Raw genomic sequence first — 12,010 nt, 5'->3', positions numbered from 1 at the left:
AAATTTTCTTGAAAATTTAGTGCCTGCACCGAATCAGCGGCCTGAACTGGGACACAGTCTGCGGCAGCCCACCCTGTTCGCCGTATAGCGAATTGGGGCTTGTTTTGCCAAGCAAAACGCCTGCCAAACGCGAAAGTGTGGACACCTCGCGTTTGCTGCGGCCGCTAAGAGAAAATTCGTCTAGGCCTGATCGAGACCGTAGAGCGTGTGCAGCGTGCGCACCGCAAGCTCGGTATAGGCCGTGTCGATCAAAACCGAGAATTTGATCTCGGAGGTTGTAATGGCCCGGATGTTGATATTCCGCCCCGCGAGGGCCGAGAACGCCTGGGCGGCGACGCCGGCATGGCTGCGCATGCCGCTGCCGATCACCGAGATTTTTGCGACGTCGGTGGCGGTATCGAGCCGTGCATAACCGATCTTGCCCTTGGCGGCGGTAATCGTGTCCTTGGCGCGGGTGTAGTCGGCGGCCGGCACCGTGAAGGTCAGATCGGTGGTCTTGCCGTCTTCAGACACGTTCTGCACGATCATGTCGACGTTGATGTTGGCATCCGCCAGCGGGCCGAAGATCGAGGCGGCAACGCCCGGCTTGTCCTCGATCTGGCGCACCGAGATCTGGGCCTCGTCCTTGGAGAAGGCGATACCGGTGACGACGTGGCTTTCCATGATCTCCTCCTCGCTGCAGATCAGCGTGCCGGGCGGCTGGTTGGCATGCGGGTCGATATCCTCGGGCTTGTCGAAGCTCGAGCGGACGAAGATCGGCATGTTGTGGACCATGCCGAGTTCCACCGAGCGGACCTGGAGCACCTTGGCGCCCTGGGAAGCCAGTTCCAGCATGTCCTCGAACGCGATCTTGTCGAGCCTCTTGGCCTTCGGCACGATTCGCGGGTCGGTGGTGTAGACGCCGTCGACGTCGGTGTAGATGTCGCAGCGGTCGGCCTTGACGGCGGCGGCAACCGCCACGGCCGAGGTGTCCGAGCCGCCGCGGCCGAGCGTGGTGATGCGGTTGGTGTTCGGTTCGATGCCCTGGAAGCCGGCGATGACCGCGACCTCCTTGCGCTCCTTAAAGCGCTTGATGATCTCGCTGCCGTCGATGTCCTCGATGCGGGCCGAGGCATGGGCGTCGCTGGTCTTGATCGGGATCTGCCAGCCCTGCCAGGAGCGGGCCTGGATGCCCATGCCCTGCAGCACGATGGCCAGCAGGCCGGACGTCACCTGCTCGCCCGAGGCGACGACGGCGTCGTATTCGCGCGCATCGTGCATCGGCGAGGCCTCGGTGCACCAGGCCACCAGCTCGTTGGTCTTGCCCGACATCGCCGAGACGACCACGGCCACCTCATGGCCGGCATCGACCTCACGCTTCACATGGCGTGCGACGTTGCGGATACGTTCGATGTTGGCGACGGATGTGCCGCCGAATTTCATCACGAGGCGGCTCATGACGACGCGTGCATTCCTTCAAAGGGATCAGTATGGTGGCCCGCGCGAAACGATGCCGCGAGCACCCGACCGCGCGTATACAGAGGGGCGGGGCCGGGGGCAAGCGGGTTCCTGCGGGCCGGGTGCGGGCAATGGGTTAACCGAGGTCATGGCGCGTTACATCGACGAGATTCTGCAGCCCGGCGAACGGGTGCTGTATTCGACCAATGCGCACTGGATATTCTATTTCCCGGCCATCCTGGCCTGGATCGTGGCCGTCGCACTCTTCGTTGCGTCCCGGCAAACGGTGGTCGAAGGGCTCGTGCTTCTCTGTCTCGTCGCCGCCGGCCTCGTCGCGTTGGCTGCGCTGTACTGGACCTTGAAAGGCTGGTTCCACCGCTTCACCACCGAGACCGACGTCACCAACCTCCGGGTCGTGCACAAGACCGGCTTCATCAAGCGCCGCACCTTCGAGATGGCGCTGGACAAGGTCGAGAGTGTCGACGTCAACCAGACCATCCTTGGACGTATTCTCAATTACGGCGATGTGACCATCAACGGGGTCGGCGAAGGCCGCGAAACCATCCGGACCATCGCCTCGCCGCTCGCCTTCCGTAGTTCGATCACCACGCGGTAGGACCGCGCCTGACCATGAGCATGCAGCAAGATACTTCCCTTTCCGCCAGCCCGCAGCCGGGCTCGACCGTCGATGCCGCCGAGATCGCGAAATTCTCAAAGCTCTCGGCAGAGTGGTGGGACCCCAACGGCAAGATGGCGCCACTGCACCGGATCAACCCGCTGCGGCTCGGCTATATCCGCGATGCCGCCTGCCGCAAGTTCGAGCGCAATGTGCGCAGCCTGAACTGCCTCGGGGGCTTGCGCGTGCTCGACATCGGCTGCGGCGCCGGCCTGCTGTGCGAGCCGCTGTCGCGCCTCGGCGCGCAGGTCATCGGTGTCGATCCTTCCCAGAGCAACATCGCCGCGGCCAAGCTGCATGCCGACAAGAGCCATCTTGCGATCGACTATCGCTGCACCACGGTCGAGGAGATCGACCCGCGCGAGCGCTTCGACATCGTGCTGGCGATGGAGGTGGTCGAGCACGTCGTCGATGTCGGCGTCTTCCTGAAACGCTGCGCCGCGATGCTGAAGCCGAACGGCCTCATGGTGGTCTCGACGCTGAACCGCAATTGGAAGAGCTTCGCGCTCGCCATCGTCGGCGCCGAATACGTCCTGCGATGGCTGCCGCGCGGCACCCACGAATGGAACAAGTTCGTCACGCCCGACGAGCTGACGAAATATCTGCTCGACAACCGCCTCGTCATCACCGAGCAGACCGGCGTGGTCTACTCCCCCTTCGCCGACAAATGGTCGCTCTCGTCCGACATGGACGTGAACTACATGGTGGTGGCGGAAGCGATGGTGTGAGGGTGCGAGCGAGCTCCGAGCATCGCTCCTATGACTTGGGTGTGATTGACCTGTCGCCACGCTGACGGCAGGTTGGCTGCACGCCTCTCCAGCCGCAGCCCTCCACCCATGCTCACCGTCACCAGCCTCTGGATCCCCTTCACCGTCGTTGCCGCGCTCGGGCAGGTCGCGCGCAATGCGATGCAGCGGTCGCTGACGAAGCCGCTGGGCACGTGGGGCGCGACCAACATCCGCTTCCTGTTCGGCTTCCCGTTCTCGCTGCTGTTCCTCGGCGTGGTGCTGATCGCGACCGGCGATCATCTCGGCTTGCCGCCGACCGTGTTCTGGCCGTGGCTGCTGCTCGGTGCGCTCAGCCAGATCGTCGCGACCGGCCTGATGCTGCTGGCGATGAACGATCGCTCCTTCGTGGTGACGACGGCTTACCTGAAGACCGAGGCGATCCAGACCGCGATCTTCGGCTTCGTCTTCCTCGGCGATCACCTGACCTGGCTGAAGGTGCTGGCGATCGTGATCGCGACGATCGGCGTCGTCATCACCGCGCTGCGGCCCGGCGGCGAGAAGAGTTTTGCCGAGCTGAAGCCGACCATCACCGGCCTCGTCGCGGCCGCGGCCTTCGCGCTGTCGGCGGTCGGTTTTCGCGGCGCCATCATCAACGTATCAGGCGTCTCCTTCGTGACTGCGGCCTCGTTCACCCTGGTGCTCGGCCTGTTCGTGCAGACGCTGGTGCTGACGATCTATCTGCTCTGGCGCGCGCCAAAGGTGCTGCAGGCGATCCTCGGCTTGTGGAAACCGTCGATGCTGGCGGGCTTCATGGGCGCCTTCGCCTCGCAATTCTGGTTCCTGGCATTCGCCCTGACCGCCGCCGCCAATGTCCGCACGCTCGCGCTGATCGAGGTGCTGTTCGCGCAAGCCGTGGCGTACTACTCGTTCAAGCAGCCGATCGCGCCGCGCGAGATCATCGGCATCGCGCTGATCGTGATCGGTGTGGCGGTGCTGGTGGGGGCGTAGGATTTGTCAGCGGAGCCTGGCGAGGATCACGGGCGCCACTGCGCTCAACTCGCCATTCAAGATAGGGTTTGCCAAATCAAATATCGCGGCATCGATCAACTCCTCAAACCCTGCTTCGAAGCCGATATCTTCGCGGCATTCCACGAGATTTGCCCAATCCTCAACGGTGGGCGCATCGATCTCACCCCTGGAATATCGGTCGAGCACAGCAGCGATATGGCTACGCAACAAAGTAACCACCGGAGCGCAGTCCCAAGTCAACGTGCCAAGTTCCGCCTTGAGTTGCGCTACGGGTACATCGAACTGGATGAGCGACGAAAGAACGGATTCGCGGCTCATGGCTCGCGTCAGTTCCGGTCTTCCGGCAGCGTCGGCAGGGGCGAGACCTCGATGCCTTCGTCGATCAGCGACTTCGCCTCCTCCGGCGAGGCCTCGCCATAAATCGGGCGGTGTTCCTTGTCGCCGTAATGCATCGCGCGGGCTTCGTTGGCAAAGCGCTCGCCGACATTATCGGCATTCTTCACGATGTGATCGCGCAATTCCTTCAGCTTGGTGCGCAGCTCTTTTTCCTGCGCCATCAGCAGCGACGTCGGGCCTGACGGCGCTGCCTCGGGCGCGGCGGTCGTCACCGGCTCGGGCGGTGGCGTCGCGCGCCCGCGGCCCTTCTTGCCGACGATGCGGGGGGCCATGATCGCCTTGTCGACCTTGGCGGACCCGCAGATCGGGCACGTCACCAGCTTGCGCTTGACCTGCGAATCGTAAGCCGACGAGCTCTGGAACCAGCTTTCGAACGCGTGGTCCCGATCGCAGCGGAGCGCATAGCGGATCATGCCGATCCCCGCACCAGATGCAGATGGTCCGGCCCCGCCTTGGGGTCGGATACGCCGAAGCGGCGGCCATGCTGGAGCGAGGGAATCGCGCGGCGCGCGGTTTCGACCTTGGCCGGATCGATCCTGGCCATGATGACGCCGGGTTCGACGTCGCCCTCGGCGAGGATCTCGCCCCAGGGATCGATGATCAGCGAATGGCCGTAGGTCTCGCGCTTGTTCTCGTGGGTGCCTGCCTGCGCCGCAGCGAAGATGAAGCAGCCGGTCTCGATCGCGCGCGCACGCAGCAGCACATGCCAATGCGCTTCGCCGGTCTTGCGGGTAAAGGCCGAGGGCACGGTGATGAAATAGGCGCCGCTCTCGGCCAGGGCACGGTACAGCGCAGGAAAGCGCACATCGTAGCAGATCGTCAGTCCGACACGGCCCCAGGGCAGGTCGGAGATCACCGCGGTCTCGCCCGGCTGGTAGTTGGCGGATTCGCGATAGCTCTCGCCGTCCGGCAGCTCGATGTCGAACATGTGGATCTTGTCGTAGCTCGCGAGCACATTGCCCTCGGGCCCGATCAGGAAGGAGCGGTTGACCGCCTTCTCCGGCGAAAACCGCAGCGCCAGCGAACCGACATGGAGATGGATCTTCAGTTCCGCCGCCAGCGCCCGATAGGCCTTCAGCGAAGTGTCGTCCTCTTCGCTTTGCAGATGCTCGAACAGCGCCTTGCGGTTCAGCTGCATCATGTTGCTGACTTCGGGCGTCTGCACGTAGTCGGCGCCATTGGCTGCCGCCTGGCGGATCAGCTTCGTGGCCTGCGCGAGGCTCGGCCCCGGCATCAAGCCGGTGCGCATCTGCACCATGGCGGCGGTGAATGTGCGGTCATCGCTCATGACACTGCCTTCACGCTTTCGAGCATGCCGTCGAGCTTGCCCTCGCGGTCGAGCGCATAGAGGTCGTCGCAGCCGCCCACATGGGTGCCGCCGATCCAGATCTGCGGGAAGGTCGAGCCCTCGCCGGCACGATCGTACATCTCGGCCCGCCATGAGGCGTTCTTGGCGACGTCGAATTCGGTGAAGGTCGCCTTCTTGCGGGTCAGCAGCGACTTGGCGGCGGAGCAATAGCCGCAGCCCGGCCTGGTGTAGATCTCGACAGCAGCGGTCATCTCGTCTGGCGCTCTCATGTCATGAATTCGTTGAATTATATGGGACTTTACTTGGTCTCCACAACCCGGGCGAAGACCAGCACGTCGACCTGGGCGGCCTTGGCGCGGAGCAGCGCCCGCGCACAGGCATCCAGCGTTGCGCCCGAGGTCAGGACATCGTCGATCAGGATGATGCGACGTCCCTGGACCTCGGCCTGGCGGTCTGGAGATACCTGGAATGCGCCCTGCACATTGGTGGCGCGCTGGGCCCGCGACAGGCCGATTTGCTGTTCGGTGGCGCGCACCCGGCGCAGCACCTCGGCCCTCGCCCTGACGCCGCTCTGCCGCTCGATCACGCGCGCCAGCGCCCCGGACTGGTTGTAACGTCGCCGCCAGGCCCGCCGCCAATGCAAGGGAACAGGCACCAGCATATCGGCCCCGGCCAGCAGCTCGCCGCCCGCCCGCGCCATCCAGCGGCCCATGGCCGGCGCCAGATCGGTCCGATCCTGGTATTTCAGCGCATGCACCAGCGTGCGCGCGACGTCGTCATAGCGCACCGCGGCGCGGGCGCGCTGGTAAGCCGGCGGGCTTGCGATCGCTTCCATCGACAGCATGTCGGGGCCGGGGTCGTAGACGAAGGGAATGCCGAGCCGCGGGCAATAGGGCCGCTCGATGAACGACAGCCGCGCCCAGCACGCCGCGCAAACGCCCTCGCCATCGACCGGCTCGCGGCAGGACACGCATTGCGTCGGCAGCGCGATGTCGAGCGCCAGCCGAGCTGCGCGGTTCAGCACGTTGCGGCCAGCCGTCCACGCGGCCCGCAGCGGCGCGGCGATGGAACGGGTAGGGGCGGCGTCGGCGTCCATGGGGAGAGGCTAACGCCGCATGCGCCGGATTGCCAGAACCGTGGAGATCGGCGTAACCAGCGGCATGGCTCAGACCCCGCAAATCCCGCCCGCCCTGTTCGATCGCGGCTTGCTGCATGCGCGGCAGCGGCGCGCGCAGACGCAGGGGGCTGCGACTTTCCTGCTCGACCGCGTCGCCGAGGACATGTCCGACCGGCTCGCCGCGGTGATGCGGGCGTTTCATGCGCCGGTTGATCTCTGGACGCCCGGTGAGGGGCTTGCTGGCTTGCGCGCCCGGCTGCCCTCCACCGCGCACATTGCGCTCGACGCGGCCGGTGCGGAGAGACTGCCTGTTTCTCCGGAAAGCCTCGATCTCGTCGTCTCGGCGCTGGCACTGCAATTCGTCAACGACCTTCCCGGCGTGCTCGCGCAGGTCCGTCGCGCGTTGAAACCAGACGGGCTCTTGCTCGCCGCGATGATCGGCGGTGACAGCCTGACCGAGCTGCGGCAGGCCTTTGCGGCCGCCGAGGCCGAATGCGAGGGTGGCGTCTCACCGCGCGTCGCGCCGTTCGCCGATCTGCGCGACATCGGCGCGCTGTTGCAGCGGGCCGGCTTTGCGCTGCCGGTCACCGACGTCGACCGCGTCGTGGTCCGCTATGGCAATGCGTTCGCCTTGATGCAGGATCTTCGCCGCATGGGCAGCGCCAACGTGTTGATCGAACGCCGGCGCACACCGAGCCGGCGCGCGACGCTGCTGCGCATGGCCGAGATCTACGCCGAACGCTTTGCCGATGCCGACGGCCGCATCCGAGCCACGTTCGACATCATCTGGCTGTCCGGCTGGGCCCCGCATGCAAGCCAGCAGCAGCCGCTGAAGCCGGGATCGGCGAAAGCCAGTCTGGCAGAGGCGGTGAAGAAGGCTGGGGAGACGTAAGCTCTCTCCTCCGTCATGGCCGGGCTTGACCCGGCCATCCACGTCTTTCAGCCAGGCACAAAGATCGTGGATGCCCGGGACAAGCCCGGGCATGACGCGGAGAGTGTGGCGAGCACCTCGGGCTCACATCAACAAGTCAATCAAATGCGGGATCAGCGGAATGTCCGCGGGCGGCATCGGGTAGTCACGCAGCTTGTTGGTGCGGACCCAGGCGAGGGTCTGCCCCTCTCGCGGCGCGACCTGCCCTTCCCAGCGCCGGCAGATGTAGAGCGGCATCAACAGATGGAAGGTCTCGTAGGCGTGGCTGGCAAAGGTCAGCGGCGCGAGGCACGGTTCGGCGACGGTGATGCCGAGCTCCTCGTTGAGCTCGCGGATCAGGCTCTGCTCCGGCCGCTCGCCGGGCTCGAGTTTTCCGCCGGGAAATTCCCAGAGGCCTGCCAGCGTCTTGCCCGGGGGGCGCTGCGCGATCAGGACGCGTTTGTCGGCATCGACGAGCGCGCAGGCCACCACCAGTGTCAATTTGAGATCGGCCATAGGTCCCTGTCGCCCGCTCGAGATGGTTCGCAATGGTTTGTTAACCCCCGTTGCGGCTCCGCGTTTTTACGGTTTGCATAAGTCATATTTAATCAACGGTTCCTAGAGTGGAAGCATATTTAAACCATTCCAGGCCAATCCATGCGCGCCGTGTTTCGCACCACCATCCGCCGGTTCGCCCGCGACCGGCGCGGCAATATCGCGGTGATTTTCGCGCTGGCCTGCGTTCCCCTGATCACGGTGGTTGGCTGCGCCGTCGATTACTCCCGCGCGACGCAGATTCGGGCCAAGCTTCAGGCCGCGGCCGATGCGGCCAGCGTCGGCGCAGTCGCCAAGGCCTCGCCGGGATTTGCGGCGGCGGGCACGATGACCTCGGACGGAGGGATCCCGGCCGGCGTCACCGACGCCAAGAACATCTTCAATGCCAACGTCGCCAACCTGACCGGCTACACGCTCAACAGCGTCACGCCGACCGTGGTCAAGAGCGGCTCGACGGTCACCTCGACCGTCGCGTTCAGCGCCAGCATCAAGACCATGTTCCTCGGCGTGATCGGCAAGACGGCGCTGACGATGACCGGCACGTCGACGGCGACGGCCAGCATGCCGCTCTATATCGACTTCTACCTCCTGCTGGATAATTCGCCGTCGATGGGCGTGGCGGCGACGCCGGCCGACGTCACCAAGATGGTCAACAACACGTCGGACAAATGCGCCTTCGCATGCCACGACTACAACGACTCGAACAACTACTACAATCTCGCCAAGACGCTCGGCGTCACGACGCGGATCGACGTCTTGCGCAGCGCAACCCAGTCGCTGATGGATACCGCCGCGGCCAGCGAGACCTATTCGAACCAGTTCCGCATGGCGATCTACGATTTCGGCGCATCGTCGAAAAACATCGGCCTGCGCGCGCTGTTCTCGCTGTCGGCGAGCCTGTCGAGTGCCAAGACGGCGGCGGGCGGCATCGACCTGATGGGCGTCTACGGCAACAACGATTCCTACACCGCCGACAAGGACACCCAGTTCAGCACGGTCTTTCCGGCCATCAACTCCGCAATCACCGCGCCGGGCGCCGGCACGTCGTCTGCGCCGCTGAAATATCTGTTTTTCGTCTCTGACGGTGTCGCCGACGAGTACAATACCGGTTGCTCCAAGCCGCTCGTGAGCGGCGGACGCTGCCAGTCGCCGATCGACGTCTCGCTCTGCACCACCATCAAGAATCGTGGCATCAAGATCGCGGTGCTCTACACCACCTATCTGCAGTTGCCGACCAACTCCTGGTACATGACCTACATCGACCCCTTCAACAAGGGCCCGTTCGGTCCGTCGCCGAACAGCGAGATCGCCGACAACATGCAGAGCTGCGCCTCGCCGGGGCTGTATTTCGAGGTCAGTCCGACGCAAGGCATCTCGGATGCGATGAACGCGCTGTTCCGGAAAGCGGTCGCGGACGCCCGGATTTCGGGGTGAGATAGTCCCGTCATTCCGGGGCGATGCGTCGGCATCGAACTACGGGGCGCAATTGCGCCCCTGAGAATCTCGAGCTTCCGGGTTCTCGCTTCGCGAGCCCCGGAACGACAACCATGGTCCTACGACCTGTAGTCCCCGTTGATCGCCACATATTCCTTGGTGAGGTCGCAGGTCAGCACGCGGTCGCGGCCCTTGCCGAGGCCGAGCGAGACCAGAATCGCGATCTCCGGGGCCTTCATCGCTTCCGATACCTGCACCTCGTCATAGGACGGATCGCGCGCGCCGCTCTTGGCGACGCGGATGCCGTTGAAGGAGATCGAGAGCTTGTCGCGATCGGCCGGCTCGCCGGCCTTGCCGACCGCCATCACGACGCGGCCCCAATTGGCGTCCTCGCCGGCGATCGCGGTCTTCACCAGCGGCGAGTTGGCGATCGACATCGCGATTCTGCGCGCCGAGGCCTTGGTCTTGGCACCCTCGACGGTGATCTCGACCAGCTTGCGGGCGCCTTCGCCGTCGCGCGCCACCTGCTCGGACAGATTCGCCAGCACCTGGTTGAACGCCTTCACGAAGGCCTTCAGGCGCGGGTCGCTGGCGCGGCTGATCTTTGGCGCGCCGTGCTCGGCGGCAGCGCCGGTGGCGAAGGCCAGCAACGTGTCCGACGTGGACGTGTCGCCGTCGATCGTCACCGCGTTGAACGTGCCCTCGACGCCGGCCTTGAGCAGGGCCTGCAGCGCCGCGGGCGCGATCGGTGCGTCGGTGAAGATGAAGGACAGCATCGTCGCCATGTCGGGCGCGATCATGCCGGCGCCCTTGGCCATGCCGTTGATGGTGACCTTGGCCTTGCCGAGCTTGACGGTCGCGGTCGCAACCTTCGGGAAGGTGTCGGTGGTCATGATCGCCTTGGCCGCGGCGAGATAGTCGCCGGGCTCGGCGGTCTCGGCGAGGCGGCCCAGCACGCCGTCGAATTTGGTCGCATCCAGCGGCTCGCCGATCACGCCGGTCGAGGCCAGGAAGATTTCGCCCTCGCTGCAGCCGACCGCCTTGGCTGCGATCTTGGCGGTCAGCGCGGTGGAGGCGCGGCCGGTCTTTCCGGTGAAGGCGTTGGCGTTGCCGGAATTGACGACGAGGGCACGCGCCTTGCCGCCCTTCAACTTGGCGCGGCACCATTCCACCGGCGCCGAGGGGCACTTCGACTTGGTGAAGACGCCGGCGACCGCGGTGCCCTTGTCCATCACCGCCAGCAGCACGTCGGTGCGGTTCTTGTAGCGGATGCCGGCTTCGGCCGTCGCAAGGCGGATGCCCGCGATCACGGGCATGTCGGGGACGTTCTTGGGGGCGAGGGGGGAGACGGTTGAGGACATCGCGGGGCGCCTTGGTGGGATCTGGATATGCAGATGCCCGGCCCCTCTTTGCGAAGACGAGCTTCGCTCTCAGGGCCGGGCATCAGGAAGACTTAAATACTCTTGGCGTCAGCGAAGTGACAGCGAATTCTTACTTCTTCGCGGGCGGCGCCATCTTGCTGTCGGAGGGCTTGGCTGCGTCGGCCGGCTTCGCATCCTTCGATGCGTCTGCCGCCGGCTGGTCCAGCCGCTCGACCTTGGCCTCGGCGCGCAGCTTGGCGACGTACTCGGCCTGGGCCTTGCGGGTGACGTAGCTTTCGATCTGGGTCTTGACCTGCTCGAAATCCGGCGCCTTGCGGTTGCGCTTTTCCTCGACCTTGATGATGTGCCAGCCGAATTGCGACTTCACGGGGTCGGAGATCTTGCCCGGCTCCAGCGAGAAGGCCACGGCCGAGAATTCCGGCACCATCTGCTCCTTGGTGAAGAAGCCGAGATCGCCGCCGTCGGCCGAGCCCGGATCCTTGGACTTCTTCTTGGCCAGCTCGGCGAAATCGGCGCCCTTGTCGAGCTCGGCCTTGACCGCCTTGGCCTCGTCCTCGGTCTCGACCAGGATGTGGCGGGCGCGCACCTCCTGCTCGCCGGTGATCTGCTTGGAGGCCTCCTCATAGACCTTCTTCATGGCGTCCGGGGTGGTGGCGGCCTTGCCCTCGTTGGCAAGCAGGCTGTCCATCAGAAGCCGGTTGCGGGCGAACGCCAGGCGCTTCTTGAACTCCTCGCTGTCGGCGACCTTCTTGTCCTCGGCAGCCTTGCTGACGATTTTCATGTCGATCAGGAAGGACAGGACGTTCTCGTCCTTGGTGGCCGGGTCCATCTGGGCGAGGCTCGGTCCGAGTTCCTCCTCGGCCATGGCAACGTCGCTCTTCTTGATTTCAGCGCCATTGACCTTCGCCAGGACCGGATCGTCAGCGGCCCGGAGCGGGCCCGCGAACGCCAGGGACAGCGCCAAAGCGAGGCAGCCCGCCAGGGCGGACGCATGGCGGAAACGCTGGCCGGTGGATACCGGGAACGAGGTGGTCATG

General features: G+C 65.1%; 14 protein-coding genes. 5 read left to right on the top strand and 9 right to left on the bottom strand.

Going from position 1 to position 12,010, the window contains the following annotated elements; translation table 11 throughout:
* Positions 1-180: 180 nt before the first annotated feature.
* Positions 181-1,437, bottom strand: a complete 1,257-nt coding sequence (locus tag UNPF46_RS18665; protein ID WP_100180824.1) for an aspartate kinase — start codon at positions 1,435-1,437, stop codon at positions 181-183.
* A 148-nt stretch (positions 1,438-1,585) separates the two neighbouring features.
* Between UNPF46_RS18665 and UNPF46_RS18660 the strand changes: the two genes are divergently transcribed.
* From UNPF46_RS18660 to UNPF46_RS18650, 3 genes are all read left to right on the top strand, one after another.
* The gene (locus tag UNPF46_RS18660; RefSeq protein ID WP_100180823.1) at positions 1,586-2,053 is read left to right on the top strand and encodes a PH domain-containing protein; all 468 of its coding nucleotides are present in this window, start codon (positions 1,586-1,588) and stop codon (positions 2,051-2,053) included.
* Positions 2,054-2,067: 14 nt separating this feature from the next.
* Positions 2,068-2,841 (top strand): bifunctional 2-polyprenyl-6-hydroxyphenol methylase/3-demethylubiquinol 3-O-methyltransferase UbiG, encoded by a 774-nt coding sequence (ubiG, locus tag UNPF46_RS18655; protein WP_181770003.1) that lies wholly within the window; start codon positions 2,068-2,070, stop codon positions 2,839-2,841.
* Between the two features lie 108 nt (positions 2,842-2,949).
* Entirely contained in the window at positions 2,950-3,849 is a 900-nt protein-coding gene (locus UNPF46_RS18650; protein ID WP_142250971.1) for an EamA family transporter, read from the top strand.
* Between the two features lie 6 nt (positions 3,850-3,855).
* Here the strand turns inward: UNPF46_RS18650 and UNPF46_RS18645 are convergent, their stop codons facing one another.
* From UNPF46_RS18645 to UNPF46_RS18625, 5 genes are read right to left on the bottom strand one after another with little or no spacing between them, the layout of a single operon-like run.
* Entirely contained in the window at positions 3,856-4,188 is a 333-nt protein-coding gene (locus UNPF46_RS18645) for a hypothetical protein (protein WP_100180821.1), read from the bottom strand.
* Positions 4,189-4,196: 8 nt separating this feature from the next.
* Entirely contained in the window at positions 4,197-4,679 is a 483-nt protein-coding gene (locus tag UNPF46_RS18640; RefSeq protein WP_100180820.1) for a DUF1178 family protein, read from the bottom strand.
* Positions 4,676-5,554 carry a carbon-nitrogen hydrolase family protein gene (locus UNPF46_RS18635; protein ID WP_100180819.1) on the bottom strand — a complete coding sequence of 293 codons (879 nt, stop codon included), beginning with the start codon at positions 5,552-5,554 and terminating at the stop codon, positions 4,676-4,678. Before UNPF46_RS18635 ends, UNPF46_RS18640 begins: the two co-directional genes overlap by 4 nt.
* A complete protein-coding gene (gene grxC, locus UNPF46_RS18630) occupies positions 5,551-5,826 on the bottom strand; it encodes a glutaredoxin 3 (protein ID WP_100180818.1) in 276 nt (91 codons plus the stop codon). The genes UNPF46_RS18635 and grxC overlap by 4 nt, the downstream gene beginning before the upstream one ends.
* Positions 5,827-5,873: 47 nt before the next feature.
* The gene (locus UNPF46_RS18625; protein ID WP_100180817.1) at positions 5,874-6,671 is read right to left on the bottom strand and encodes a ComF family protein; all 798 of its coding nucleotides are present in this window, start codon (positions 6,669-6,671) and stop codon (positions 5,874-5,876) included.
* Positions 6,672-6,690: 19 nt separating this feature from the next.
* Here UNPF46_RS18625 and UNPF46_RS18620 point away from each other — a divergent pair, with 19 nt between their 5' ends.
* Positions 6,691-7,584: a methyltransferase domain-containing protein gene (locus UNPF46_RS18620; protein ID WP_142250970.1), complete on the top strand. Its 894-nt coding sequence runs from the start codon at positions 6,691-6,693 to the stop codon at positions 7,582-7,584.
* Between the two features lie 123 nt (positions 7,585-7,707).
* Here UNPF46_RS18620 and UNPF46_RS18615 read toward each other — a convergent pair whose 3' ends face one another.
* Positions 7,708-8,118, bottom strand: a complete 411-nt coding sequence (locus UNPF46_RS18615; RefSeq protein WP_142250969.1) for a (deoxy)nucleoside triphosphate pyrophosphohydrolase — start codon at positions 8,116-8,118, stop codon at positions 7,708-7,710.
* Between the two features lie 141 nt (positions 8,119-8,259).
* On the opposite strand from UNPF46_RS18615, the gene UNPF46_RS18610 reads away from it, so the two are divergent.
* Positions 8,260-9,591 (top strand): TadE/TadG family type IV pilus assembly protein, encoded by a 1,332-nt coding sequence (locus UNPF46_RS18610; protein WP_100180814.1) that lies wholly within the window; start codon positions 8,260-8,262, stop codon positions 9,589-9,591.
* 119 nt (positions 9,592-9,710) lie between these two features.
* Here UNPF46_RS18610 and argJ read toward each other — a convergent pair whose 3' ends face one another.
* Both argJ and UNPF46_RS18600 read right to left on the bottom strand, forming a co-directional pair.
* Positions 9,711-10,952, bottom strand: a complete 1,242-nt coding sequence (gene argJ, locus UNPF46_RS18605; protein ID WP_142250968.1) for a bifunctional glutamate N-acetyltransferase/amino-acid acetyltransferase ArgJ — start codon at positions 10,950-10,952, stop codon at positions 9,711-9,713.
* A gap of 130 nt (positions 10,953-11,082) precedes the next feature.
* Positions 11,083-12,009, bottom strand: coding sequence for a peptidylprolyl isomerase (locus UNPF46_RS18600; protein WP_142250967.1), 927 nt, complete (start codon positions 12,007-12,009; stop codon positions 11,083-11,085).
* Between the last annotated feature and the right edge of the window lies 1 nt (position 12,010).

Source organism: Bradyrhizobium sp. UNPF46 (assembly GCF_006658625.1).
Classification (GTDB): domain Bacteria; phylum Pseudomonadota; class Alphaproteobacteria; order Rhizobiales; family Xanthobacteraceae; genus Bradyrhizobium; species Bradyrhizobium nitroreducens.
This window is presented reverse-complemented; position numbering and strand designations above follow the sequence as displayed.

Bases quoted from the DNA above. Each gene is read 5' to 3' on its own strand.
- ubiG (WP_181770003.1), top strand. From the start codon at position 2,068: ATGAGCATGCAGCAAGATACTTCCCTTTCCGCCAGCCCGCAGCCGGGC.
- UNPF46_RS18620 (WP_142250970.1), top strand. From the start codon at position 6,691: ATGCGCCGGATTGCCAGAACCGTGGAGATCGGCGTAACCAGCGGCATG.
- UNPF46_RS18615 (WP_142250969.1), bottom strand. From the start codon at position 8,118: ATGGCCGATCTCAAATTGACACTGGTGGTGGCCTGCGCGCTCGTCGAT.
- UNPF46_RS18645 (WP_100180821.1), bottom strand. From the start codon at position 4,188: ATGAGCCGCGAATCCGTTCTTTCGTCGCTCATCCAGTTCGATGTACCC.
- UNPF46_RS18665 (WP_100180824.1), bottom strand. From the start codon at position 1,437: ATGAGCCGCCTCGTGATGAAATTCGGCGGCACATCCGTCGCCAACATC.
- UNPF46_RS18650 (WP_142250971.1), top strand. From the start codon at position 2,950: ATGCTCACCGTCACCAGCCTCTGGATCCCCTTCACCGTCGTTGCCGCG.
- grxC (WP_100180818.1), bottom strand. From the start codon at position 5,826: ATGACCGCTGCTGTCGAGATCTACACCAGGCCGGGCTGCGGCTATTGC.
- UNPF46_RS18610 (WP_100180814.1), top strand. From the start codon at position 8,260: ATGCGCGCCGTGTTTCGCACCACCATCCGCCGGTTCGCCCGCGACCGG.
- UNPF46_RS18635 (WP_100180819.1), bottom strand. From the start codon at position 5,554: ATGAGCGATGACCGCACATTCACCGCCGCCATGGTGCAGATGCGCACC.
- UNPF46_RS18660 (WP_100180823.1), top strand. From the start codon at position 1,586: ATGGCGCGTTACATCGACGAGATTCTGCAGCCCGGCGAACGGGTGCTG.
- UNPF46_RS18625 (WP_100180817.1), bottom strand. From the start codon at position 6,671: ATGGACGCCGACGCCGCCCCTACCCGTTCCATCGCCGCGCCGCTGCGG.
- UNPF46_RS18600 (WP_142250967.1), bottom strand. From the start codon at position 12,009: ATGACCACCTCGTTCCCGGTATCCACCGGCCAGCGTTTCCGCCATGCG.
- UNPF46_RS18640 (WP_100180820.1), bottom strand. From the start codon at position 4,679: ATGATCCGCTATGCGCTCCGCTGCGATCGGGACCACGCGTTCGAAAGC.
- argJ (WP_142250968.1), bottom strand. From the start codon at position 10,952: ATGTCCTCAACCGTCTCCCCCCTCGCCCCCAAGAACGTCCCCGACATG.